Origin of the sequence: Fischerella muscicola PCC 7414, from assembly GCF_000317205.1 — a bacterium.
In the GTDB taxonomy this organism is placed as follows: domain Bacteria; phylum Cyanobacteriota; class Cyanobacteriia; order Cyanobacteriales; family Nostocaceae; genus Fischerella; species Fischerella muscicola.
Genome location: NZ_AJLK01000087.1, coordinates 122,580 through 147,350, shown reverse-complemented (window position 1 = coordinate 147,350; position 24,771 = coordinate 122,580). Strand labels below are relative to the sequence as shown.

General features: G+C 39.1%; 25 protein-coding genes and 1 pseudogene. 5 read left to right on the top strand and 21 right to left on the bottom strand.

The genetic code is table 11. The features are described from left to right. The 12 genes and pseudogenes from UYI_RS32580 to nfi all read right to left on the bottom strand — a co-directional run. The coding region (locus UYI_RS32580; RefSeq protein WP_016867243.1) for an AMIN domain-containing protein at positions 1-744 on the bottom strand (744 nt) is incomplete at its 3' end. A gap of 275 nt (positions 745-1,019) precedes the next feature. Beyond that, positions 1,020-1,544 carry a hypothetical protein gene (locus UYI_RS0113785; protein WP_016867242.1) on the bottom strand — a complete coding sequence of 175 codons (525 nt, stop codon included), beginning with the start codon at positions 1,542-1,544 and terminating at the stop codon, positions 1,020-1,022. Between the two features lie 71 nt (positions 1,545-1,615). Then, the gene (locus tag UYI_RS0113780; RefSeq protein ID WP_016867241.1) at positions 1,616-3,787 is read right to left on the bottom strand and encodes a cation:proton antiporter; all 2,172 of its coding nucleotides are present in this window, start codon (positions 3,785-3,787) and stop codon (positions 1,616-1,618) included. A gap of 288 nt (positions 3,788-4,075) precedes the next feature. Continuing rightward, the gene (locus UYI_RS0113775) at positions 4,076-5,383 is read right to left on the bottom strand and encodes a cation:proton antiporter (RefSeq protein WP_016867240.1); all 1,308 of its coding nucleotides are present in this window, start codon (positions 5,381-5,383) and stop codon (positions 4,076-4,078) included. Positions 5,384-5,518: 135 nt separating this feature from the next. Then, positions 5,519-5,659 (bottom strand): annotated as a pseudogene (locus UYI_RS40365) (IS982 family transposase); the annotation flags it as partial. 160 nt (positions 5,660-5,819) lie between these two features. Next, the gene (locus UYI_RS0113770; RefSeq protein WP_016867239.1) at positions 5,820-5,954 is read right to left on the bottom strand and encodes an adenylyl-sulfate kinase; all 135 of its coding nucleotides are present in this window, start codon (positions 5,952-5,954) and stop codon (positions 5,820-5,822) included. A gap of 173 nt (positions 5,955-6,127) precedes the next feature. Then, positions 6,128-6,721, bottom strand: a complete 594-nt coding sequence (gene cysC / locus UYI_RS0113765) for an adenylyl-sulfate kinase (RefSeq protein WP_016867238.1) — start codon at positions 6,719-6,721, stop codon at positions 6,128-6,130. Positions 6,722-7,069: 348 nt separating this feature from the next. After that, complete coding sequence (locus UYI_RS0113760; protein WP_026085942.1) at positions 7,070-7,504, bottom strand: hypothetical protein; 435 nt, start codon at positions 7,502-7,504, stop codon at positions 7,070-7,072. A 205-nt stretch (positions 7,505-7,709) separates the two neighbouring features. After that, positions 7,710-8,444, bottom strand: coding sequence for a GDSL-type esterase/lipase family protein (locus tag UYI_RS0113755; protein ID WP_035138548.1), 735 nt, complete (start codon positions 8,442-8,444; stop codon positions 7,710-7,712). 378 nt (positions 8,445-8,822) lie between these two features. Then, positions 8,823-10,811: an FHA domain-containing protein gene (locus UYI_RS0113750; RefSeq protein WP_016867235.1), complete on the bottom strand. Its 1,989-nt coding sequence runs from the start codon at positions 10,809-10,811 to the stop codon at positions 8,823-8,825. Between the two features lie 115 nt (positions 10,812-10,926). Next, a complete protein-coding gene (locus UYI_RS0113745; protein WP_016867234.1) occupies positions 10,927-11,577 on the bottom strand; it encodes an FHA domain-containing protein in 651 nt (216 codons plus the stop codon). A 297-nt stretch (positions 11,578-11,874) separates the two neighbouring features. Beyond that, entirely contained in the window at positions 11,875-12,540 is a 666-nt protein-coding gene (gene nfi, locus UYI_RS0113740) for a deoxyribonuclease V (protein WP_016867233.1), read from the bottom strand. A gap of 264 nt (positions 12,541-12,804) precedes the next feature. Here nfi and UYI_RS0113735 point away from each other — a divergent pair, with 264 nt between their 5' ends. Both UYI_RS0113735 and UYI_RS0113730 read left to right on the top strand, forming a co-directional pair. After that, the gene (locus tag UYI_RS0113735) at positions 12,805-13,650 is read left to right on the top strand and encodes a prohibitin family protein (protein ID WP_016867232.1); all 846 of its coding nucleotides are present in this window, start codon (positions 12,805-12,807) and stop codon (positions 13,648-13,650) included. Positions 13,651-13,662: 12 nt separating this feature from the next. Next, on the top strand, positions 13,663-14,265 hold the full coding sequence (locus UYI_RS0113730; protein WP_016867231.1) for a site-2 protease family protein: 603 nt from the start codon (positions 13,663-13,665) through the stop codon (positions 14,263-14,265). Positions 14,266-14,457: 192 nt separating this feature from the next. On the opposite strand, the gene UYI_RS0113725 is transcribed toward UYI_RS0113730, so the two are convergent. The 4 genes from UYI_RS0113725 to UYI_RS0113710 form a co-directional block, all read right to left on the bottom strand. Continuing rightward, a complete protein-coding gene (locus UYI_RS0113725; protein ID WP_016867230.1) occupies positions 14,458-15,387 on the bottom strand; it encodes a glycosyltransferase family 2 protein in 930 nt (309 codons plus the stop codon). Positions 15,388-15,472: 85 nt separating this feature from the next. Beyond that, positions 15,473-16,747: a glycosyltransferase family 2 protein gene (locus UYI_RS0113720; protein ID WP_016867229.1), complete on the bottom strand. Its 1,275-nt coding sequence runs from the start codon at positions 16,745-16,747 to the stop codon at positions 15,473-15,475. An 8-nt stretch (positions 16,748-16,755) separates the two neighbouring features. After that, positions 16,756-17,832 (bottom strand): class I SAM-dependent methyltransferase, encoded by a 1,077-nt coding sequence (locus UYI_RS0113715; protein ID WP_016867228.1) that lies wholly within the window; start codon positions 17,830-17,832, stop codon positions 16,756-16,758. Positions 17,833-17,845: 13 nt separating this feature from the next. Beyond that, the gene (locus tag UYI_RS0113710; protein WP_016867227.1) at positions 17,846-19,135 is read right to left on the bottom strand and encodes an ABC transporter ATP-binding protein; all 1,290 of its coding nucleotides are present in this window, start codon (positions 19,133-19,135) and stop codon (positions 17,846-17,848) included. A 156-nt stretch (positions 19,136-19,291) separates the two neighbouring features. On the opposite strand from UYI_RS0113710, the gene UYI_RS0113705 reads away from it, so the two are divergent. Continuing rightward, positions 19,292-19,528 carry a hypothetical protein gene (locus tag UYI_RS0113705; RefSeq protein ID WP_026085941.1) on the top strand — a complete coding sequence of 79 codons (237 nt, stop codon included), beginning with the start codon at positions 19,292-19,294 and terminating at the stop codon, positions 19,526-19,528. Positions 19,529-19,991: 463 nt separating this feature from the next. Here UYI_RS0113705 and UYI_RS0113700 read toward each other — a convergent pair whose 3' ends face one another. From UYI_RS0113700 to acnB, 5 genes are all read right to left on the bottom strand, one after another. Further along, the gene (locus tag UYI_RS0113700) at positions 19,992-20,198 is read right to left on the bottom strand and encodes a type II toxin-antitoxin system HicB family antitoxin (RefSeq protein WP_016867225.1); all 207 of its coding nucleotides are present in this window, start codon (positions 20,196-20,198) and stop codon (positions 19,992-19,994) included. A 102-nt stretch (positions 20,199-20,300) separates the two neighbouring features. Next, on the bottom strand, positions 20,301-20,513 hold the full coding sequence (locus UYI_RS0113695; RefSeq protein WP_016867224.1) for a type II toxin-antitoxin system HicA family toxin: 213 nt from the start codon (positions 20,511-20,513) through the stop codon (positions 20,301-20,303). Beyond that, positions 20,503-20,724, bottom strand: a complete 222-nt coding sequence (locus tag UYI_RS0113690) for a type II toxin-antitoxin system HicB family antitoxin (RefSeq protein WP_016867223.1) — start codon at positions 20,722-20,724, stop codon at positions 20,503-20,505. Before UYI_RS0113690 ends, UYI_RS0113695 begins: the two co-directional genes overlap by 11 nt. 123 nt (positions 20,725-20,847) lie before the next feature. After that, entirely contained in the window at positions 20,848-21,042 is a 195-nt protein-coding gene (locus UYI_RS37650; RefSeq protein ID WP_016867221.1) for a hypothetical protein, read from the bottom strand. 76 nt (positions 21,043-21,118) lie between these two features. Further along, a complete protein-coding gene (gene acnB / locus UYI_RS0113675; RefSeq protein ID WP_016867220.1) occupies positions 21,119-23,836 on the bottom strand; it encodes a bifunctional aconitate hydratase 2/2-methylisocitrate dehydratase in 2,718 nt (905 codons plus the stop codon). 294 nt (positions 23,837-24,130) lie between these two features. Here acnB and UYI_RS0113670 point away from each other — a divergent pair, with 294 nt between their 5' ends. Then, positions 24,131-24,445 carry a 2Fe-2S iron-sulfur cluster-binding protein gene (locus UYI_RS0113670; RefSeq protein WP_016867219.1) on the top strand — a complete coding sequence of 105 codons (315 nt, stop codon included), beginning with the start codon at positions 24,131-24,133 and terminating at the stop codon, positions 24,443-24,445. A gap of 107 nt (positions 24,446-24,552) precedes the next feature. Continuing rightward, positions 24,553-24,735, top strand: coding sequence for a hypothetical protein (locus UYI_RS0113665; RefSeq protein WP_026085940.1), 183 nt, complete (start codon positions 24,553-24,555; stop codon positions 24,733-24,735). Positions 24,736-24,771: the final 36 nt, after the last annotated feature.

The following is a 24,771-nucleotide window of genomic DNA, read 5'->3' as shown; positions in this document are numbered from 1 at the left end:
TGTGGCTGGTAATTGTTGATTGTTGATTGTTGATTGTTGGTTGTAGTAATTTGTGGCTGGTAATTGTTGATTGTTGATTGTTGATTGTTGGTTGTAGTAATTTGTGGCTGGTAATTGTTGATTGTTGATTGTTGGTTGTTGGTTGTAGTAATTTGTGGCTGGTAATTGTTGATTGTTGATTGTTGATTGTTGGTTGTAGTAATTTGTGGCTGTGAAAGGCTGATTTTGAGAAGGTGGAGGTGGGCTGTATAAACCTGCATTTGGTGTCTGTTGATATGAAGGAAAAATGTTTGTGGGTGTTGAATATGTATTGTTACTAGCCGTAACAGGGCGTAGAACCCAATGTGTAGGATTTTGTGGAGAAAGAGGTTGTAGTTGTACCTGGTTAGGGTTTATAAAAGTGCCTGGCATCAAGTCCATAACAATACGAGTCACATCTGCATTTAATTGCGAGACACGAATGCTTTTTATCGCTCCAGAAAAATTTTGTTGAGTGGAAACATAACCCAATTTAGTACTTGGTAAATCTACCACAATGCGAGAAGGTTGAGAAAGAAAGAAGTAGCGTGGTTGAGAGGGTGCAGAGAGAGTAATTTCTAGCTGTAATGCTTGTGGATCAAAACGCCAATCTTCTAATTTTGATACAGGTACAGCACTACTAATACCAGCTTCAAGAGCAAATGCTGTATATAGGCTAAACAAACTAATTTTAAATAACAGCTTGTTTTTTAATTGTTCTTTCATTGTTTTATACCAAAAACTCAAGCAATAGTAGTAGCGCGACCGAGCTAATTTTCTACAAAAATCTCTTCTTCTATACTCTGTGTTCTCTCTTGCCTCATACTGTTTATTAATGCACTATTTTAACCCGGTCACACCACTAGTTTGCTCATTATTACAGTTTAAAATATTTTCTGCCTTCTGCTTTCTGGCTTCTGCCACGCCAGGTGACGCCACGTGCTACAACTCTTGGAACCCCCAAGGGCGCAGTGGCTCCTCTGCCTTTCTTTAGTAAAATTTTAATGTTTGTTTGAGTTTACTGAAGTTTCTTGTTTTTGGTTTGGTATTGCACTAAATTTAATTGCTTTGTTCATACCGTCTACTGTCATTTTACCGATTAAATTATCTTGCTTTTCTATATACATTTGTATGTTGACTGTTTTATAATCTTTTCCATTTTCTGAATTTGTATTATTGCAAATGACAGAGTTAAGAACTTGACCCGATAAACTTATATTTTTATTTTTGTATCTGCCACTGAAAGTAGGGTATTGTTCTGTAGTAGATGTTTGTTGAGCATTAATATTTGTTGGTAATAAAGATCCATTTAAGTAAACTCCTGATTGATTAATATTCAAGATGGCTATGTCTGGTTGATTACAATCAGGTAATTTTTCTCCAAATATTAAACGATAGCTTTGTTTTAGAGGGAGAGGGGCTTTTAATTTATTTTCTCCATAATTTGTTACAATTTTAAACAATATCAAGACTGAACATATCGCTACACCATAAAAAGATAGGGATTTAAAATTAAAATGATTCATACAAATAATAATCTCAGGTAAATTATGAATGATGAATTATGAGAAGCTTCATCATTCACCATTCATCATTTCTAAGTCGTAACTTCTGGCTTAACCTCAGCAAGAACAGAGGTGAGATGAGAAATAACTTTACTGTAACGACGGGTAATTAGTAGCGAGGAACGACACTCAATCGCTAGCTCATCTGTATATCTTCCTAATGTTTGGCGTTCAATACCCCAGGTTCGGCTAGCGCCTGCAATTGTGAGGTCAACGCCTTGGGAGGCTGCAACTACAACTGAGATAGGCTCTGTGGCTGAGATTGTGTTGATGGTAACGCGATCGCTCACACTACGAGGCAATTGTTCCATTAAAGTTTGCAGTTCATAACTTAATTCGTCTTTGACCTGATGAGCTGATAGCACCTGTAACACCTGCAAATGGCAAGTGTCACGATTTACCAGTAGTCTCAAAGCCAGGATGAGTGCCAAATCATCATGGATATTACCAGAATAGGGTACTAACAAACTTTCTAAACGTTCTTCACCTCGATCAATAAATACTGCAACATCAACTGGGGCAGTTGTGAGAATTTGACCAACTCGCCCACCCAAGCGATTATTGCTAAAAGCTGGACGATGCCATCCGACAATCACTAAATCTGCTTGTTCGAGTGCAGCTATCTGTATAGTTTCCCGTGCAACGTTATTGGAGACACGAACTATAGGATGAACATAAGAACGCGCTGCTGGTGGTTCTAAACGTTGAATCAATTCATCTAAGAGTTGACGTCGCTCTTGAATTAACCTATTTGCCTCAACTGGTGTACTTTCATAGGCATAATCTTCTTGTAATTCAATTAAACTGAGGGGATTAACAATAGCAGGTTGTTGAAAATTAACTGCGATCGCTACTGCTAATTGCACTAAACCTTTTTGGCTATCTGGGTTAGCTACTGGTACTAAAACTCTGTAAGGACGACCAGGAATCTCACCACCAATAACTGTTTCGCTTTCTGGTTCTGATTCTACTACATTTAATTTGATGAGTTTTTTCGGGTAAGTCCACTCTAATAGTGGTGAGGTCATAAATGTAGTCACTAAGGCCATGATCACCAACATGGTAAAGAGCAAAGGTGAAATTACTCCTAACTCCAAACCAATATTGAGTACTATTAGCTCAGTCAAACCGCGAGTATTCATTAACCAACCGAGTGCGGAGGCTTCTCGCTTGTTAATGCTACTGACTCTAGCTGCTACATATGTGCCTACATACTTACCTGCGATCGCTACTATTAACACCAGTCCACATAATAACCATAATTCCGGACTGTTAAGCAGACCTATTTGCGTCCTCAGACCACTGTAGGCAAAAAACACTGGCAATAGAAAAATCAAGACAAAATCTTCTGTTTTCAGTGCTAATTCTCTGACCAAACCAGCATTCTTAGGCATGATTGCCCCTAGTAAAAATGCCCCAAAAATCAAGTGAATACCAATGAGTTCTGTAATCAGTGCGGAAGCAACTACCCCAGCATAAATTAACGCTAAAACTAATTGGTTGAGGCGTCCAGTGCGGCGATAGTAGGTAGCAAGGCGAGAGAGAAAATTCCGCCCCAATGTCACCATTATGCCTATGTAAATCAAGCTTTCAACGATGGTAGGAAAAGCACCAGCAATGCTACCTGTGCGTGCCACTGCGATCGCTACTGCCAAAACGCACCAAGCGGTAACATCATCTACAGCAGCACAAGTCAATGCCAATGTTCCCAAGCGTGTTCCTTGGAGATTATTTTCTGTAATAATTCGCGCCAATACCGGAAAAGCAGTAATTGACATCGCTGCTCCCAAAAATAAGGCAAAGGCGGTAAAAGAAACACTGGCGTTAGAAATCAATGGATAGAGGAGTAACGCTAGCAGAGTTCCCAAGGAAAACGGTACTAAAATACTGACATGTGAGGTCAAAACTGCTATTTCCAAATTACCACTGAGGTATTTGGGATTTAACTCCAGCCCGATGAGAAACATGAAAAATATTAAGCCGACCTGAGACAGAACATTCAAAAAAGGAACTGTTTCAGGAGGAAACAAGGTAGCTGATAGCCCTGGAGCAACCAAACCAAATAGAGAGGGGCCGAGCATAATTCCTGCTACAATCTCTCCGATGACTAATGGTTGGTTAATCCACCGGAATGCCAATCCTACTAGCCGAGACAGTCCAATTACAATCAGCACCTCAATTAAAACGAGAACAACTGTGTGCATAGTTTCCTCACAAGCGACTATCCGGTGTCCCTTAGATGATTCTGTAAATCGCTTGAAGATGTCAACCTTTATAGCTCACACAACTGCAATTATTATTCAGGTCTGATGTTAATTGTTATTACAAAGAAAGGTAGAGGGCAAGAGGCAGAGGGCAGAAGGAATATATTTTTTTATAAAGAAACTTGAATGTGTTGTTTGTTAGTGATTGTTTATTGTTTATTAGTTCTACTAACCAACAACCAACAACCAACAAACAACAACCAACAACCAACAAACAACAAAACTCAATTATACATTTGGTACTTTTTGAACTAATGGTTGTTCGTATACTGTACCTTGCAACAACACGTTGACTAATGGTGATGCCATCAACGTAGTAACGACAGCCATGATAACCATAATGGTAAATAATGTTGGGGCAATAATCCCCTGCTCTAAACCAACATTGAGAATAATTAACTCCATCAAACCGCGTGCATTCATCAAAGTGCCAATTGTTGCAGACTCGCGCCAATTTTCTCCTGCAAATTTGACTGCAAGCATACAGGCGACACCTTTACCAAAAATCGCGATCGCTAATATTAAAGCTGTGACTACCCATAAATAAGGTGTATTTACTAATCCGATCTGAGTGTTCAAGCCAGAGTATACAAAAAATATTGGCAATAAAAACGAAGTCGTGAAACTCTCCATGCGATCGCGAACTAGTAGAGCAAATTCTCCGCGTGGCATGACTACTCCAGCAATAAATGCACCGAAAATTGCATAAATACCTGTTAAGTCGGTAAACCACGAAATGAACATCAAAACGATTAACAGTATAGTCAGAGTTTGTCTGCTTAGGCCTCCATCTCGCTTAGTCCAAAGTGTAAAAACTCTGAATATTGGTCGTCCAAAAAAAACCATGAATAATACGTAACCAATGCCACCACCAATAGCTAAAGCTGCAATGAAGATTGAATTTTTCACACTAGCAAGTACAATTGCCAGTAAACACCAAGCAACTCCATCATCAATTGAAGCTGCACCCAATGCCAACGTTCCTAGACGAGTTTTGGCAAGTCCCCGTTCATAAATGATGCGAGCTAACATAGGGAATGCTGTAATCGTCATAGACGCGCCTAAAAACAAAGCTGCTGCCCAAGGCGCTACCTGTTTTGGAAAAAAGTCATCGTTATGGTATATCAAAACAGATCCAAGCGCGCCTAAAATGAATGGAGTGATAATTCCAGCACAGGAAAGCAGTCCTGCACTTTTGGCGTTGTGTTTTAACAGTTTAGTATTAAACTCCAACCCAATTAAAAACATATAAATTGCCAGTCCAATCTGACTAATGGCAAACAAAATTGACATTGAGGGGTTGGGAATTTTTGCACCTGTGGCTAATATCAGTGGTGCTTTAGGAAACAGCCATTGCTGTAATCCAGGTGCGATCGCCCCAAATAGCGACGGCCCTAACATCACGCCTGCAATCATTTCGCACACTACATCTGTTTGTCCGAGAAAGCGTTTTCCCAGAATAGTGACGATGCGACAAATGGCTAAAATAACTGTTAATTGCAGCAGTAGCTTTAAAACAAGTTCAAAATTCGACATCAGATTCCTTTGTGGAGGAGTAGCTTATTCATCTACAAGCCGACTTTGGCAAAATCCATACGTAAGCCAAGAAATCAGCTATTTTTCTTTTGATAAATACATTTGTATACTTGGAAACAAGTTTATGTATAGTAGTAGCTGCATCCTTGATTTACTGCGCCGTTCTCCTGTTACCGATGGTAATTGTGGCACTTGTTGCCACCTACTTTCCCATTGATTACAGAAGTCATCTACGTCACAGAAAATTTGCGTAATATCAAGCCGAGATACAATAATAGACTAAGCCCTGACCTTGATTTTTCTTAGATATTTTTACTTTCGGCTTTTTTTGTCACTTTTTTACCGATTCTCAATCTATCGTAGCGATCGCCTGAACGATTCACTGTTGACCAAATTAATACATAGCAAGCTTTTTGCCTCTTTCTCGCCGTCGAGATCACGTTAAATCACCATCTAAAATTTCAATCTTATAACCAAGCGATCGCAACTCGCTAGCAACTACTCGACTGACTGTGGTTTTGCCAGCACTGCTTAGCTCCGTAAACCATACGGTCACACCACGTTGTTGCATTTTTCATACATCCTGTTTTGAATACACGGCTAAATTCTTGCTGACAGGGAGACAAGGGAAGGAGGACATGGGGGACAAGGAGGACATGGGGACAAGGAAGAATTTCTCCCTTGTCTTCCCCGTCTCCCCACACTCCCCTCTCTCCCTTGTCTCTTACTCTGTGCGTCTTCTACCTAAATACTGTATTCCAATAGGGGCTTAGCTGGAATATAATTTCGCTGTTCCAGATAAGCTATTAGTTTAGCAATGCTATCTTCTATTGTTTCTTCTGCGGTATAGCAAACAATATCAGGATTGAGGGGTTCTTCGTACGGGTCATCGACTCCTGTAAAAGCTTTAATTTCTCCAACTCTAGCCATTGCATAAAGTCCTTTAATATCTCGTGCTTCACAAATTGCTAAAGGTGCATTGACATAAACTTCTACAAAGTTTTTCGTAGTCTGTCGCAGTTGTTCTCTAGCATCGCGATAAGGGCTAATGGCAGCAACAATTGCTATGACTCCATTACGGCTGAGTAAATTTGCAATAAAGCCAATACGACGGACGTTGACGTTACGGTCTTCTCTACTAAAACTCAAACCTTTTGACAAGTTTTTTCTAATTGCATCACCATCTAAAACTTCAACCAACTGACTGCGTTCTCTGAGTTTGCGTTCTAATCCTTGAGCAATTGTTGTTTTACCAGAAGCACTAAGTCCTGTTAGCCAAATTACTAAACCTTCGGTTGTTTGTACTGAATTTTTGATACTGGAAGTTGCATGTATCATAGAAGCTTGGTTTGATAAAAAATATTGTTTTTGCTAAGTTTTAATTCACTTAAATTGCAACAATTTGACACGACCTAAATTTTTCTAGATTTTATTATGTGTTTAACTATACTTGCAAGGGTATATTTGCTGAACTATTATTTATCGGTAATGGGTAATTGGTAATTAAGACACTGACGATTTTCCAATGCTCAATACCCAAGTTTTATATCGTAAGCAATTAGCCGGACTTGATATAATTCAATTTTTAAGCAATGATGATTTAAAGTTGTAGAATAAATAAAAATAAAATCCCTATGATGGCAAATCATAAGGATTTAAGAAAAACTGATAACTGTTAACTGAAAATTAAAGCCATTGTCCTCCATTAAAACGCCACCGAGGAAATAAAATTCGCATAATTGATTGGGAAGCAATAAAAACGGCTAACCAAACCATACCGTAATGTAAAATTATTAGGAAAAGTGGTAATTCCTCTTTTGGAACAGGTGTTGGTAAAAAACCAATAAATTTGACACCACAAACTACAAATATAAATTCCCAAACACCAGCTAGTAGTTGATATAGTGCTGGCCAGTCTCTATCCCAACGTCTTTTTTGAATTTGGTCATACACTATATCCCAAAGAATTCCAAAAATGGCGACGTAGGCAATTATCCAAAAATAAATGATGCCAGGTTGAAAACCAATAAAACCTAGGGCAAAGGGTATGGAGACGAATATACCTACAGTTGCTAATAATAATAATCGAGTTTGCCAGCGGCCTAATAAAGTAGGAGTCATGGGATTTTGGATTTTGGATTTTGGATTTTGGATTTTGGATTTTGGATTGATCCTTAGGTTCAATCTGCTTTTTTGGGAATTTTGGATTTTGGATTGATTCCACAAATAAATCTGTTTTGTTATAAGATCAAGCAATGATTGGTTATATTTGCAGAATACAAAGTTTAAAATTCAAAATTCAAAAGTAAGAATTTTTGATCTTATTTCAGATAGTATCTTTGTTTGAGGCTGGAGAATAGGATTTATGTTGAAAAGTTGCGATCGCTTCCCAATTAGTGACATCTGCCAATAAAGCTTGATAACCTGAGGTATTAGGGTGAAGACCGTCATGACTCAGACGTTTTGACCACCACTGTTCACCGCGTTCCATCCATTTGTGGAAAATGTCAAGATAGGGAATTCCTCTTTGTAGACAAGCAATTCGAGTTGCTTCTTTGTAGCGATACTGATCGGCATGATTGTAATACAAGCAGTCCAGAAATGGCATTTTGGACTCATCAACTGGTGTCATACCTACAAATAATACAGGACACAATTGCTGGGCCATTTCTAGTAGGAAAGTTATTTGTAACTGAAAAGCTGCAAAGTCTGTATAGTTGCGTCCATTTGGACGACCTAAGCGGGCAGAATCATTGACACCAACTGAGAGAACGATTAAATCTGGAACTTGATTGCGTAGTTCGCCACGATGCCGAAACTCTACTTCTAGTCTTTGGGCAACTTGTTGGACGCGATCGCCCCGTACGCCCAAATTATAGATGATGTGACCAGCACTGTCAGGTGACATCCACTGTCGCCGGAGTCGTTCAACCCAGCCACCTCCCTCTGGATCACCAAATCCATATACTAAACTGTCCCCCAGTGCGACAATCTTTAAAGGTTGACTTTTGGTTGGTCGAGTAGACAGCTGCATGGAAGAAGGTGTTAAAAATAACTGCATTTGAAAAAACTATATTTTATATCTTTACAAAATTCTATACATTTCTACACCATTTCAGAGTATCTGATTTTCTGCCAATGACTTCTTTTTACACAGTTTTTACACAAGACAATAGCAACTGTCTTGCCGTTCTAGATGGGATTAATGAAACTTTAAAATTGACCTGCCCAGTATTCTACTACTGACTCTCTTTACAATAAATTCATAAACCATAGAAGAAGATACGGAAATTGGTAATGGTCAATGGTCAATTGTCAATGGTCAAGGGTCAATTGTTAGTGGTTAGTTGTTGGTTGGTGGTGGTCATTTGTCATTGATTATTAGTTATAGTTATTCATCTCCCTTGTCTTCCTTGTCTCCCCAATCCCCGATCCCCCACTAAGGCGATTGATTAAACACCCACTTTAACCATTGCCCAAGGGAACTGATGGGGTTGAGACTATGCACACCGGGGGCGCGGGCGGCGGCTAGACCATCTACAGCACGTAGGCAGGCGTATTGCAAGCCAAGGAAACTGTCAACTGCTGCGTAGGGTCCGCCGAAAGTAATTGCTCCTGCGGCATAAACTTTACCTTGAGCGTTACGCATTTCTACTAACTCAAAGTCGTTAGCTACACTCAAACGTCCCACAGGATTGAGTGGTAAGTGATAATGTTCAACTAAATCTTTGAGTAATGGGCTTTCTTTAACTTTGGCATCAAGACCAGTAGCATCAATAATAAAATTAACGGCAGGGAGTTGAATTTCACCAAAGTCTTTGTCTTGAATATAAGCAACGATATGTTTTTGTGCGTCCTGTTCAACTCTGGTAACGACAGCAAACTGAATTTTATACCAGCCTTCTCTTAGTCCAACCTCTGTGATAAACTGCCAGTCTAGGCGGTCAGCAGTTGTAGTTCCACCCCATACTTTGTTAGATATTAATTCTTTACGCTGCTCTGGGCTGGCTTTTTCTAGGACTTCTCGTAGTTCTCCACCCCAACAAGCTTTGGGCCAGTTAAATGGTTGCAACTCGATATGATGTTTAACAGTGCGCTGGGAAGTACCGTATTTATTACCTTGGGGTTTTGGCGATCGCATTAAATGCAAAATAGAAATATTCGGGTTTCTCTTACGTGCCTCATAGATGCGTTGCACAATTCGAGAAGCAACAATTCCTCGTCCTTGAATTAAGACTCTACCACCCTGACGTTCTAACAGTTCGTAGATGTGGTTGTGGTCTTCATAAGCATTCACAACCGACTTAAAGTCTTTGTATCTTTCCCGATAAGCTTGTAAATGGGGAAGAAATTGCAACGCTGGATAACCAGTCGCCAAATGCAAATAACGGCTGACAAAAAAGGCATGGTTCCCACGCCCACGAGAATAGGCTACGCAATACCTGCCATCATCTGTTTTGCGAATTGCCAAGACTCGTCCAAACCGATAAATTTTGTCCCAACCGATACGTCTTGCCTCCCGGTCGATGGAATCAAATACATTACCTGCACGGGGAGTATAGGTTTCAGCAAAAGTAGGTTCAGCAAAAACCTTCCATAGATGTTTGATAGACTGATCAATTCTGCCTTTGCCAAAGTCATGCCAAGCTTCTCGCAAGGCATAGCTAGGCCAACCCCAAATATTGTCAGGACAAGAGTCAGAATTAGAACGCAATCTTTCGTGTAAAGGAATTTGGGAATTCATACACAGAAGTTTGTAACGGGCATAGGGTTCTTTATCTATACCCAGTGCCGCTATTTTGTCAGTTTTAACACCACACAATCTTAGTAAATCTACCCAGATAAAACTACCTAATCCTGCTCCCACAGCTAAATAGTAAGTTTCATCTACAGGCATACCCGTAGCATGAAGTGCTTGAACAGAGACAAGTTCCTGCTGAAAGACTGGTGGTGGAAAATTGCTACCTAGTGGTGTTACCACTTGGGGAGCTAAAGTAGGATCTGGGAGGTTGGTGTTGGGGTTGAAGATAATGACAGAATTCCCACTGGGGGTTGGCGGGGAAGGAATAGGAGGACTAGCTGGAACAGAGGCGGCAAAGGTTAAAGAAATGACGTAAGGGCCTATTTGTAAAATATCGCCACTGTTGATTACAGACCGTGTCTGGCGTTGACCGTTAACATAGATACCATTGACGCTGCCTTGATCTGTCACCACTAGTTGGTTTTGTTCCCATTCAATCAAGGCATGGAAGCGAGAAACTTGGTCATGATTTAATAGCATCCGGGCTACTGGTTGTCCTCTAAGTTCGGCAGGCATCCGGGCAAATTCTCTACCGAAGGCAATAGGTACTCTCAACCTTGGTTCTCGTCTTTCTCCTGTAACTGGATCTTGCCAGAGTAATTGAATTTCTAAAGAACCGTTATTCATAAGTATTTCTACTGGTAAGTTAAGTAAATATAGCTTATGTAATGGTTGTTATTAATTTAGTAGTTATGTTTATTTTCTCCCCTGTCTCCTTTGTCTCCTTGTTATTTGCAAGCCCCTAATGACTCGGTGGTACTAAGACGCTGAGGGCATCTTGTAAAGAATGACCACAGTGCTGACAGCCTAGTAGCAAGTCTTTATACGAAGAAAGTTTTTTACATCTGGGACATTGCAAACCATAAACGCCTTGTGGTTGTGGTTGCTGTTGCACAGCGGGAGTGACGGGATGATGTGCTGCTTGTGGTTGTGGTTGCCGGGGTGGTGTAGGTTGGTGATAATTGGGATGTGCCTGTGGTTGTGCTACTGGTACTGGTGGAGGATTGGTAGCTTGTGGTTGTGGTGGTGTCAAAATGGTTGGTGGTACGGTGCTACCTCCTGGAACAGAAACTTCTGTTACTTTGAGTAGTTGTTGTCCTAAGTAAATAATGCTGCCTTCACTCAGAGGCATTTCACCTTGAACGAGTTTCTGTCCATCTACAAGGGGAGGATTTTGTTCACGCAAATTTTTCATCAAAAAACGCTGCTGCTGGGCGTTAAAAAAGATTTCTACGTGTAAGCCTGACACTGTAGGATGACTCAACACAATATCACACCGGACTGGATCGCGACCAATACGGATAGTGCCAGGATTTTTACTTGGCTGTTTTTCGTGAATTTTCTGAATTTTTATTTGACCGGCGTCTTGCCACTGTAAAGTTAGTACGTTCATTGTTCTCCCCCCAAAACTTATATCTTATATACAATTCCTCCCTGTGCGATTCCTAACACGATAAGGCAGGTGCAAGCAACTAATTACAACATATTTAGATGAAACTTTAGAAAGTAATTTATTTTGATAGTTGTAGAGACGTGCCATGGCACGTCTCTACAGGATTTAATGTACCGTGATTAACATGAAATGGTATTAGTGTTGCTTTGCGTAAAATTATGGTGTTTGTAAACGCAGAGGGACGCAAAGGTAGCGCAAAGGTTCGCGGAGTATTTACGAGTTTGTGGAATTTTGTGCTTAGCGATCGCTTGCCAGTTTGTCAGCAATTCGTGTAGTCTCTGGTAAGCGATATTTTGGTGTGCAGCGTAGTACGTAGTCAATTGCTGTAGGTAGACTAATGCGATGTCCACTAGAAACATATACAGGCTTGACTCCGACACGGGTTCGCAAGACAGCCCCGACTATTTCACCTTTATGTGTTAAGGGTTGCCAACTACCTCGTGTGTCTGGTAGTTCTTGATGTTTACCAACAAGTAATGATTTTGCTACACCAATTGTAGGTATATCTACGATAATGCCCAAATGGCAAGCTATACCAAATCGTCGAGGATGGGCTATTCCTTGACCATCACATAAAATTAAATCTGGTGTAATTTTTATCTTTTCTAAGGCATCTAAGACAGCAGGTATTTCCCGAAATGAAAGGAAGCCAGGAATGTAGGGAAAAGATGTGGGACGACGTGCTAAGCTCGTTTCTTGTAATTCCAATTCTGGAAAACTTAGCACTGCTACTGCTGCTCTGCTAATAGTACCATCAGCTTCAAAACCCATATCGACACCAGCAACATATTGTACAGGTTGCTGGAGTTGATCTGAGGTAATTACTTCAGTCTGCATTTGTTCTTGAATAGCGATCGCTTCCTCTACACTCAAAGTCCAAGCATGACGTTGACTAATTTTCATATCTAATTTTCTGGGTGGTGAATGACTACTACCCGGTAGAAAATGATTTTTCCGAAATCACTAAAGGAAATTGTGTATCTAACAATATCATTCATTAATGTTAGAAATATTGTAACTTTTTGTTAAAGATCAGATAGCGAATTTATTTTTACTAGATTAGTAGTTAGACACATAAATTAAGCGATGTGTGTTGTGAGTACTGTACTACTCATTGACTCAATATTTCCCCTTATTTCAATATACTTTACTGGGAATAATACAAGTATGCATAGCACTAGAAGAAACATAGAAAGAAACTTTCCATTTGGTTTTTATTTGGGTGGAGGAGTGATGGTATTAATCTTGGCATTTATTTTTCGCCCCTTTACGATTGTAAACGCCGGAGAAAGGGGTGTTGTCATGCAATTTGGCAAAGTTCAAGACAGGGTATTAGATGAAGGTATCCACCCAATTATGCCAGTAATCACATCTGTAAGAAAATTGAATGTTAGAGTTGCTAAAAATAGTTTTAAAGCTGATGCTGCTTCTCGTGATTTGCAAAAAGTTACAACCGAACTTGCTGTCAATTGGCATATAGATCCAACACGGATAAATAAAGTTTTCCAAAAAGTTGGAGATAATGAACAAATTGTTTTGGGAATTATGACTCCCGCAGTTTCTGAAGTTTTGAAAGCAGCTACTGCTAAAAAAACAGCAGAAGAAATCATCACCAAGAGAACAGAATTAAAACAAGAAATTGATAATGATTTAAAAACTCGTCTTGCTGCTTATGGTGTAATTGTTGATGATGTATCTTTAGTCGATTTTGCTTTTTCTCCAGAGTTTAGTCGGGCGATTGAAGCTAAACAAATAGCTGAACAAGAAGCTAAACAGGCAGAATTTATTGCGAAAAAAGCAACCCAAGAAGCACAAGCAGACATTAACCGTGCTAAAGGTCAAGCAGAAGCACAAAAATTATTAAGACTAACTTTAACTCCAGAGTTGCTGCAAAAGCAAGCAATAGAAAAATGGGACGGACATTTCCCCACAGTCATGGGTGGTAATGGCAGCTTGCCATTAATTAATATTAACCCTACTAATTTAGACTCTCAAAAACAAGCTAATCAATAGCTGCTTTGAACTATGTTTATTGAAACACTAATTGTTAGCCCAATAGTATTTTTGAGAGTGGTGATCATTGTCATCATCTCAATTAGTTTACACGAACTTGCTCATGGTTTAGTTGCTTTGAGTCAAGGAGACGACACTCCCCGTAAACAAGGACATATCACTCTTAATCCTCTAGTACACATGGGATGGGAATCAATTATCTTTCTGTGTGTAGCTGGTATTACTTGGGGGAAAATGCCAATAAATGCTTCTAATTTTCGTTCACAAAGAATAGGTAATATTTTAGTATCCGTAGCAGGCTCATTGTGCAATTTAGGTTTAGCTTTTATATGCATCGCACTGCTAAAACTACTTGCTAATTATACCTATGCAGAGTTTTTAAGTTTTCAATTCTTTTACATGGCAGCACACATCAACTTGATGCTGTTTTTGTTTAATCTCTTACCTATTCCACCTTTGGACGGTTTCTATATCTTCAGCGAGATATTCCCAAGTTTAAAACCACTGCAATATACCTACTTTGGATTGTTTGCTTTAATGATGCTATTTTTGATTCCTGAGTTTGGTGACGGATTAAGTGCGATCGCTGTATTGATTTTACAGACAGTTTCATAACTTGAGTTGATAGTCAGCACTTAAGTATTTTGTAAAGAAGCGATAGACGAAAAAAAAACTCAATCCACACGAATCATCCATCTGTGTGCATCGGTGTGCATCGGTGGTCGATTAATAAAAGATATGGTAGGTTGACAATGGAGTTGGGTAGAGAAAAACGAACACAGATGAACACAGATGAACACAGATTGTTTACCAAGTTTTACCCAATTTGCCACGAAAACCATCAAAAGTTCCCACGATACAAGCCCATAGTTTCAATAATACTAAATCTGCTTCGTAACGAATAATTCTCTGCATCATCATGATTAAAAATTTTATCCTGTACGCTATAGAGCGATACAACTTAATTTTTGCTACAAGCCTTGTTTCCAAAAACGTATGATTTCTACAAGCATAGTAATAGCGAGAGGGAGAACAAATAAAAGTGCTGAATGTATTTATATGTTTTTTAAATCTATCTTTGACTAGAGAGTAATTTCCTATACGATGTTTCATCATTAGACTTTTGACAACAATTATTTCATATCCATGATTCCGGAAGTTCATACAGTAAGCATAATCTACCGCATCTAAAAATAAATCTGCTCTTGGTAGTTCAATACATTTAGCTGCATTAATATTTATGAGAGAACCAGAAGTAATGACAGCATCACATTGATAGAAACTCTGGATGGTAGCAGCTCCAGGAAAAGGCACAAGCTTATAATCTTGAAATACACAGCCTGGAAATTCTTGCTTTGTATTAATATCAAATATTGCTGGAGCAATAATTCCTATATTTTTATCTTTAGATAAGCATTGGTAATAAGCTAACAGTTTTTCTAAAACATCAGAATTAGGTTCACTATCTTGATCAAACAACCAAAGAAAATCATAACCTTGTTGGATCGCCCAGCCAACGGCAATTTTTAATCCTCCAGCAACACCAATATTTTCAGGATGAAAATCTACAATAATCTTCTCATAGCTATTATCAGTGATGATTTGATTTTGAGAATTATCAATTATTAAAATTTTTTCAATTGGATATGACTGTTTTGTGATGGCTATGATAGTTTTATTCAGTGCTGCTATTTCTTGATAAGCTGTTATGTAAGCTGCTACTTTATAGTGTGACATTGAAATTACAAAATATGCTAGCCTTAACTGAATTGTCTTTAATTACAGGTTAATTTCTAAACTTATAGAAGTATTGAAGCAACATCTAAAAAATTTCAGCATCTTTCGCTAAACCTAAAAGCTTTTTCAATTTTAACCACTGATTTCTTAATTTCCAAAACTTACTTGATTTCATAGTTGCAATTTGAGCATAAGCAGATTGCAGTTCTTGGAGGATGAAATTATTTTGAGTTTGCTGAGAACAGAGATTTAGTTCAAGATAAATTTCACTTTTAGGAAAACCAAACAACATATCTGATGCATGATATTTATTAGCTAATTTGACAAATTTATGACAAAAATATTTAGCTATATTAAGTGAATATTTGTTAGTGGTATTAATCATTGACTCAGCATGTACTCTATAACAACTGAGTACTTTGGGTATAAGTTTACATGAGTAGTTTGATTGTGCTATTTTGAGCCAGAGATCATAGTCATCCCATCCAAACCAGCCGTATTCAATTAACTCTGTAGAATATCCACCGAGTTTTAGTAATATATTTTTATCAAACATAGCCATAGCATCTATATATGGCTGTTTCACTAACTTATGTATATCCCACTCATAGCAAGAAATCCGATTCATTTCTTGTTTTGTTTGATTATCAAATTTTTGAATTTCACCATAAACCGCAGCATATCGAGAAGATTGAATATTCTCAAAAAGCACAGATAAGCAATTCGGATAAATCCAGTTATCAGCATCTAATATAAAAACATAGGGAGAACGAGCTAATTTCAATCCTACGTTTCTAGCATCTGCTAAGCCAGTATTAAACCATTTGCTAACTAAACAGATTGGTAATTGAGATTTTTGCAAATATTTTAAGACTAAATTAGCTGAATTATCTGTCGAACAATCGTCAATAACTAATACTTCAATACCTCCTGGTATATTACTGATATCTGTCTGAGAAACACTTTCTAAGCATTCACAAATATATTCTGAGTAGTTATACAGTGTAATTATCACTGATACAGATGGATTATCGCACAGTTCATATGCAGAATTTGATTTTAAATTCCAGGGTGGATAACCCATTTTTTCACACAACTGTGCTGATTTTAAACGAGATATATATAATAATCTTTTTTCATCTATAGTTAAATTCGTATCTTTTATTTTGATTGGTTTTGGTTCTAATCGCGTTGATATATAAAAGTTTTTTCCCGACTTAATTTTATGATGCTCTAATACCAGATTTTGTTGTAAATACTTAGTATTTAATTCTGTTTGATTTGCCAATAATTCTGAGTGTCGTGAGTTGAGTTTAGCTTGTTGTAATAGCAATTGAGATTGTTGTTCTGTCTTAATCATAGCTGAGTTTATCTTGATGAAATAAAAGCTTTTTTGAGTTGAAACCAAACTTGACGAAGTTTCCAAAATTTACTACTTTCCATACCTTTTATAATGTTTTGGCAATCTTCCCAGGCTGTATGAGCTTGCTGTAACTGAGTTTGTATAATTTGCCATTGTTGCTGAATTTCTTGTAAGTGAGATTGTGCTTGTTGCAGTTGGTTTTGTACTTCTTCTAATTGTGTTTGAGTTTTTTCTAGCTGAACTTCTTTTTCTTCTAAAGCAAGGTGCGATCGCTTCAACTCGGCATACATTTCTTTAAGCTGATTTTGGCAATTATTATATTCTTCAGATAATAGAGAATATTGTTGATATAAAGATGAATATTTCCCCTCTAAGCTTAAAGGAAATGCTCGTAGGACAAACTGCAATGTATCTGCATCTTCGTCTTGTTCAATCGCATTAATGACATTAATATCAACCTGATTTTTATCTATATGAGGTATCCATTCAGAACCAGAAAAAATTGGTAACTTTATTTGTTCACAAGTATCAACAAAATATCCAGAACGCTCGAATAATTCTGTAACAGTTTGACGGGTAAAAAATCTTAAATGTGTATTGTCTAAAATACCAAGTTCTGTATATTCAAACTTTCCTTGTAATAAAGCTAAACGGATCGCTCCATGAGCAATGTTAGGAATAGAAGCTATTACGTATCCTCCTGGCTGTAATATTTCCCTAGTTTCTTCTAATACTTTCCAAGGGTTTCGTAAATGTTCTAAAATATCTCCAAATACAGCTATATCAAATCTTGTTTCTGTTAAAATATCTTTTAAGTTAACAAAATCTAAATCCGCAACAATAACTTTTTCACAATATTGCTCGGCTATTTTAGCAGCTTTTGCATTGATTTCAATGCCTGTGACTTGGCAACCTTTACTACTAAGCAATCGAGCAAAATAACCTGTAGCACAGCCGAAATCAATTACATGCTTATTTTCTCCTACCCAACGGAGCATTTTTTTTAAACTACTATTTTCATCTAAATCTTCTATTGTGATATTTGGTAATAAAGGATAGTCTTTCTCCAATTTCGTAAACATAAAAATATACTTTTTATTTTCTGATTGCTGTTAATTTTTGCGGTGATACCTGGACACTTATAGGCATATCTACTAAAGCATGAATGCGTTTACCTGTATCAGGGGGAAGCACTTGAAAAACCATTGCATTGTCAATCCAATCAAATGTCATTGCTGTATAGTTTTCTGCACCTGCTACAGTTAAGCTATAAGAGCCTGGACGTAATGGCAGATGAAATTTAAATTCTATCTTTAACTGCTCTCCTGGCTCTAATTTCCCAATCGGATGATTCTCCTCAAAAGTGTTACTACCAATTAATTCATTACCATTTTTATCACAGATAAAAAACCCAACTATACATGCTTGTAATTCTTCATAAATATGAAGTTCAAGAATTAAAGTAACTTGTTCATTAAATCCTAGAGTAGGTGTTTCTGTTAATTCTTCTCCTAGTTGATTAAGTAACCGAACGTTTTTGATTAATGCTTTACGATTACCTCTACGAGCAGGCTGGGTTGTTACTAACTTTTGCTGATTAATTTGTTGTTTTTTAGGTGAATTTTCTTTTGTGGATTCTATTCCTAACTCTGTTTCTGTAACCAGCTTCATATAATTAATAATTACAGCATTAGGTATTCCTGAAAAGTAAATTTTACCTTGATGAATCATTACTGCTGAATTACACAATGTTTTTACTGCCCCAGAGTCATGAGATACAAATAATGTTGTAACTCCAGAGTCCATCAAACTTCGCATCCGGCGCATACAGCGATGTTGAAATACTATATCTCCTACTGCTAGTGCTTCATCAACAATTAAAATTTCTGGATCAACATTTACTGCTACCGCAAACGCCAAGCGGACAAACATGCCACTCGAATAAGTTTTGACTGGTTGATCAATAAAATCTCCAATATCAGCAAAACTAGCTATTGCTTCAAATCTATCTTCAATTTCTTTTTGGCTTAACCCTAATAATCTGCCATTAAAAAAGATATTTTGTCTACCAGTAAATTCTGGGTTAAATCCACTTCCTAACTCTAATAATGCCGACACACGACCATTTACTATCACTTCACCAGTAGTTGGTGTTAAAATCCCAGCAATAATTTGTAATAAGGTACTTTTTCCAGAACCATTTTTACCAACAATTCCTACTGTTTCACCCTTTGGAATCTCTAAATTGATATCTCTTAATGCCCAAAATTCATTCGCTCTACTGCTACCAGGTAAAAATTTTTCTTTGAGCCTATCGACAGGATGAATATAGCATTTAAAGCACTTGGAGATATTTTTTAGAGAAATTGCTATTTCTTCTCCCATATTAATTTTTGCTTGCAATTGTTAAAAATTCCACAACATGAATAAATCATGCTTGTGGAAGCTTGTTTGAGCCTGCGCTGCCATTTCACTAGAACGTTTCATTATATGATAAATGGCATGAAATTTATTGTCAAACACATTATCGATAACTTAATCATGACACAAAATACACAATACAACGAGCCTAAGACCAGTACCCAGACTGTTGCCTACAAAAATCGCCTAAACTCGTGGGTAATTGCCCGTTTACTCCCTGATACGCAGCGTCAGATAATCGCTCGCTTCCGCAGTCGCTCTGACGCCGATGGACACATGCAGCGTTTGCGCCAGATATCACCTGAAGATAACTTTGTGGTTATGTTTGATTGTCAAGTTGATGAAAGTTTGAACTAAAGTTATGGCAAAGCGATCGCACTTCTCAAAATAGAGGTGCGATTAACTATTCTTTTTAGCTTTTTGTTACCTTTAGCGATTACCCCAACATTAGGTTACTTATCTCAAAAATTATGCCAGATTTATTCAAAAATCTTTGGTAGCATAAATCCCTCAATATCACCAAATCAGTCATATTTACAGCAAATAAAATAATTGCTTGTGTTCATCAAAGAGCGATCGCACTTGTTAATGTGAGAGTGCGATCGCTCGTTGACTTCCCAACATGCAACGGGTGATTGTGGGGAGATTCCGGAGTCGCTCTGATGCTGAGGGACATTTACAGCTTCTACGTAATCTGTCTCCTCATGCCAGGGTGAGCGCGCTCATCAGCAATTTTACGAGCGTCAGTGTCGCAAGAAATTGAAGCCTACTTTTTCCAATGCTTTGACACATTCTTTACCAGAAATCCGAGGCAATTTGCTCATACTGCTACCAGTAGAACATCAAACTTTTCTTCTGGAACAGGCTGCCCCTTTTCCTGCAAAACTTCTATATATAGTTGAATAGCTTCTTTAATATTGGTAACAGCTTCTTCTCTAGTCTTTCCTTGGCTGATACAACCTCTTAAGCTAGAGCATTCTGCTACCCAATAACCGTCTTCACCAGGGTAAATAATGACTTGTCTCACATAGTTTCCTGTTTAGCAAAGGCCTTTCATTTTTATTTTAAGGTATTGAACGTGGAGGGTGCGATCACACTTGTCAGGGAATAGGGGGTGCGATCGCGCTATTTACGGCAGTTCGTTAAACTCATCCTCTGTAATACCTAACTGTTTGAGAATTTCATGAAATAACCAACTACCAATTTCAGCTTTTCCATGAATGGGAATAGTAGTGGCTCGTCCATCTGGATGTTGCCAACGAGCATGGCTTCCCTTCTGTCGTACCTTCTCAAATCCGAGCTTGCGAGCAACTCGTTCCAATTCACTTGCTTTAGCTGGCATTGGCAATTACCAGTTCAACATCTCCAGGTAGAGAACGTCCTTGCTCTGCGTATTCTTCTTGAATCATTTCAAAAACATAGACAAGTTCAGCACGAGCCTCATCAGATGTTTGTCCCCAAGCGTGACACCCAGGAATTGCTGGGACGTAGGCAACAAAAGTGCCATTGTCATCAGGGCGAGTAACGATAGTGTAGTCTTGCAGAGACTTCATGAGCATAGCGCGAATTGTGGGTGACATTTTCAATTTTAAAGCTTTAGGCGATCGCATTTTTGGAGATGAGGGTGCGGTCGGTAACTTTTGAAACTAGGCAAAAATAGCCACTTCTACAGAACGTTAAACAGTCAAGTTTTTACTATTGCGTTTAATTCCCTCAATTTCGTGAGGAGTTTCTGCTGCTAGATGACTTGCTATTCTGAACAAATGAATCAAATTGTCTTTTTCAACTGAAGAAAGTTTGTCAGTATCCGACGTGATTACGATTTCAGCATGAGAATGAACTGTTTTATCATTATTGATTTGATTGTTCATTATCTTAAATAATTATACTTACTATATCAGTATAATTATACTCATATAGAGTGGGCAATGCCCACCCTAACTTTAATTATGGAGTACGCAACGTCCCAGCCGGAATACCCAAAATATCCTCAATCTTAGGCATATCTTCCAACGAAATTACCCTACCTTCATCCTCAAAACCAGCAATTTGATCAAAGTTCAAATAACGATACAATTCCCCAGCAAAAGGATGAATCTTAGTCGCCACAATGTCCATGTATTCCTGCACTGTAGGAACACGCCCTAACAACGCACAAACTGCTGCTAATTCCGCTGAACCAAGATACACTCTTGCATCCTTACCCATGCGGTTGTTGAAGTTGCGGGTAGAGGTAGAAAACACCGTTGCACCATCAGCAACCCGCGCTTGGTTCCCCATGCACAAGCTGCAACCAGGTAACTCCATCCGCGCACCCGCCGCACCAAAAACACCATACACACCTTCTTCTTTTAATTGGTGTTCATCCATGCGGGTTGGTGGACAAATCCACAAACGGGTTTTGACTGCGCCTGCACCTTCCAAAACTTTGGCAGTAGCGCGGTAATGACCGATATTCGTCATGCAAGAACCAACGAATACTTCATCTACGCGATCGCCTGCAACTTCTGACAATAATTTCACATTATCAGGATCATTTGGTGCTGCCACAATTGGTTCTTTGATTTCGTTCAAATCAATTTCGAGAATTTCGGTATACTCAGCATCAGGATCTGCTTCCATTAACACAGGGTTCGCCAACCATTCTTCCATTTTGGCAACGCGGCGTAGGATAGTTTTAGCATCGCCATAACCGCGCGCTACCATATTTTTCAACAAAGCAACATTAGAACGCAGATATTCCGAAACTGTCTCAATACTCAGTTTAATCGTGCAACCAGCACAGGAACGTTCGGCTGTAGCATCGGTAAGTTCAAAAGCCTGCTCAACTTTCAAATCTGGCAAGCCTTCGATCTCCATTATCCGCCCAGCAAAGACATTTTTCTTGTTCTGCTTCTCTACTGTCAGCAAACCTTTTTGAATGGCTACGTAAGGAATAGCGTTAACAATATCCCGCAGAGTCACACCCGGTTGCAATTCCCCTTTGAAACGTACCAAAACTGATTCTGGCATATCCAGAGGCATTACACCCAACGCCCCGGCAAAGGCCACTAACCCGGAACCAGCAGGGAAGGAAATACCCAAGGGGAAGCGAGTGTGAGAGTCACCGCCAGTTCCCACGGTATCAGGAAGTAACATCCGGTTTAACCAGGAGTGAATGATTCCATCACCAGGACGCAAAGCGACGCCACCACGAGAAGCGAAAAAGTCCGGTAGTTCGTGTTGAGTTTTAATATCAACTGGTTTAGGATAGGCGGCGGTATGGCAGAAACTCTGCATTACTAAATCTGCACTGAAACCTAGACAAGCGAGTTCTTTCAATTCATCCCGCGTCATTGGCCCGGTGGTATCTTGGGAACCAACAGTAGTCATCATCGGTTCACAATAAGTACCGGGACGGACACCGGGTAAACCACAGGCTTTACCTACTATTTTTTGGGCGAGGGTGTAGCCTTTACCAGTGTCAGCAGGTTGTTGCGGACGGGTGAAAATGGGACTAGGTTCTAAACCTAAGGCAAGTCTGGTTTTATCGGTGAGAGTGCGTCCAATTAATAGAGGAATGCGTCCGCCTGCACGCACTTCATCCAAAATAGTATCAGGTTTGAGGGTAAATGTAGAAATTACTTCCCCTGCTTCGTTAGTGATTTCACCTTTGTAAGGGTGGATAGTAATCACCATCCCTGTTTCCATCTTGCTGACATCGCACTGGATGGGGAAAGCACCAGCATCTTCAGCTGTATTGAAGAAGATAGGGGCGATCGTACCACCTAAAACATATCCACCCGATCGCTTATTGGGAACATAGGGAATATCATTACCAATGTGCCACAATACTGAGTTAATGGCTGATTTGCGAGAGGAACCAGTACCTACAACATCTCCCACGTAGGCAACCGGGTATCCTTTTTTCTTCAATTCGGCGATGGTATCCAACGCCCCAGGCATCCGCGATTCTAGCATTGCTAAGGCGTGTAAAGGAATATCCGGGCGGGTTGTGGCTTGGGTAGCGGGGGATAAGTCGTCGGTGTTGGTTTCGCCAGGAACTTTGAAGACAGTAACAGTGATGGCTTCGGGTACTTCGGGACGACTAGTAAACCACTCTGCCTCTTTCCAAGAATCAATTACCCGTTTGGCAAAGGGGTTGACTTTGGATAATTCCAAGATATCGTTGAAAGCATCGTACACTAACAGGGTTTTGCTTAAAGCGGCGGCGGCATAGGCTGCGATCGGTTCTTTGCCTTCTCCTCCCATGACTAAAGGTGTTTCGGAAGAATCTGAGAAGGATACAGTGGCAGTTTGCAGCAGTTCGATTAAAGATTGAACATTATAACCACCGACCATTGTTCCCAGCAATTGTACTGCTGCGATTGGTGAAATCAGGGGACTGGTGATTTCTTCTTTGGCAATAGCAGTGAGAAATCCGGCTTTGACGTAAGCTGCTGGATCGACTCCGGGAGGAACGCGATCGCGCAATAAATGTAATAATGTTTCTCTCTTGGAAAGCTCCGATCGGAGGAAACCTCCGCTCGGACTTTCCGCTTCTTCTCCCGCAGGCGGATTTTTCAGTAATTCACACAATTCTGATGTTTGCTTTGCATCTAAAGGTAGCGGGGGAATTCCTAAAGCAGCGCGTTCAGCAACATGTTGGCGGTATGATTCCAGCATTTTACTCTCCAAAGGTTCAGGCAAAAATTTCGCTCGTATTTGTGATCACTTCCCTACTTTCATAGATGGGAAGGTGGGGAGAACCATCACCCCATCCCCCACCAATTCCTCAAAGTTGAGGTGACAAACTCTAGTTTCTGTCCAGGATTTATAATTATCCCCTACAGTTACTATTGCATATATAACTCTGACAAGAGAATATTTTATTTAGTTTGCACTTATGAATTTGGGTATTCGTCTCTTTTTAAGATAAAATATTAGATTTGTTTGCTGCATTACTCTTGGAATTTGTATATGTCCAATATTTATACGGTTGAACTTAACCATCAAGGCAAAACTTATACTTTACAAGTCCCCGAAAATCAAACAATTTTATCAGTTGCAGATGCAGCTGGTTTAGAATTACCTAGTTCCTGTCATGCAGGCGTTTGTACAACTTGCGCTGGTCAAATTATTTCCGGTACAGTAGATCAAACCGATGGCATGGGTGTTAGTCCTGAACTCCAAAAACAAGGTTATGTCTTACTTTGTGTAGCCTATCCTCGTTCTGATTTAAAAATTGCCACAGAAAAAGAAGATACCGTTTATCAATTACAATTTGGGAAATAATATTGATAGGTGTTTGTTGTTCGTTGTTTGTTGATTGGGAAAATCATCAACAATCAACCACCAACTACCAACAATCAACCATTAACTACCAACCACCAACAAATACTATGACAACTCATTTCATTACCGCAGAAATTAACCTTCAAGAAACTCCTACAGAATTACAAAAAACAATTGAAGCAGAACTGAAAAAGCAAGGGGAACCTCTTCGTTGGGCAATCACTTGTGTGGATGTTCCACAACAAAAGGCAACCGTCGAAGCTGTCGTCACCAAGCAAGAAAATCAGTAGACAACGAATCAGGAATTATGAATTAAAAAGTTTATA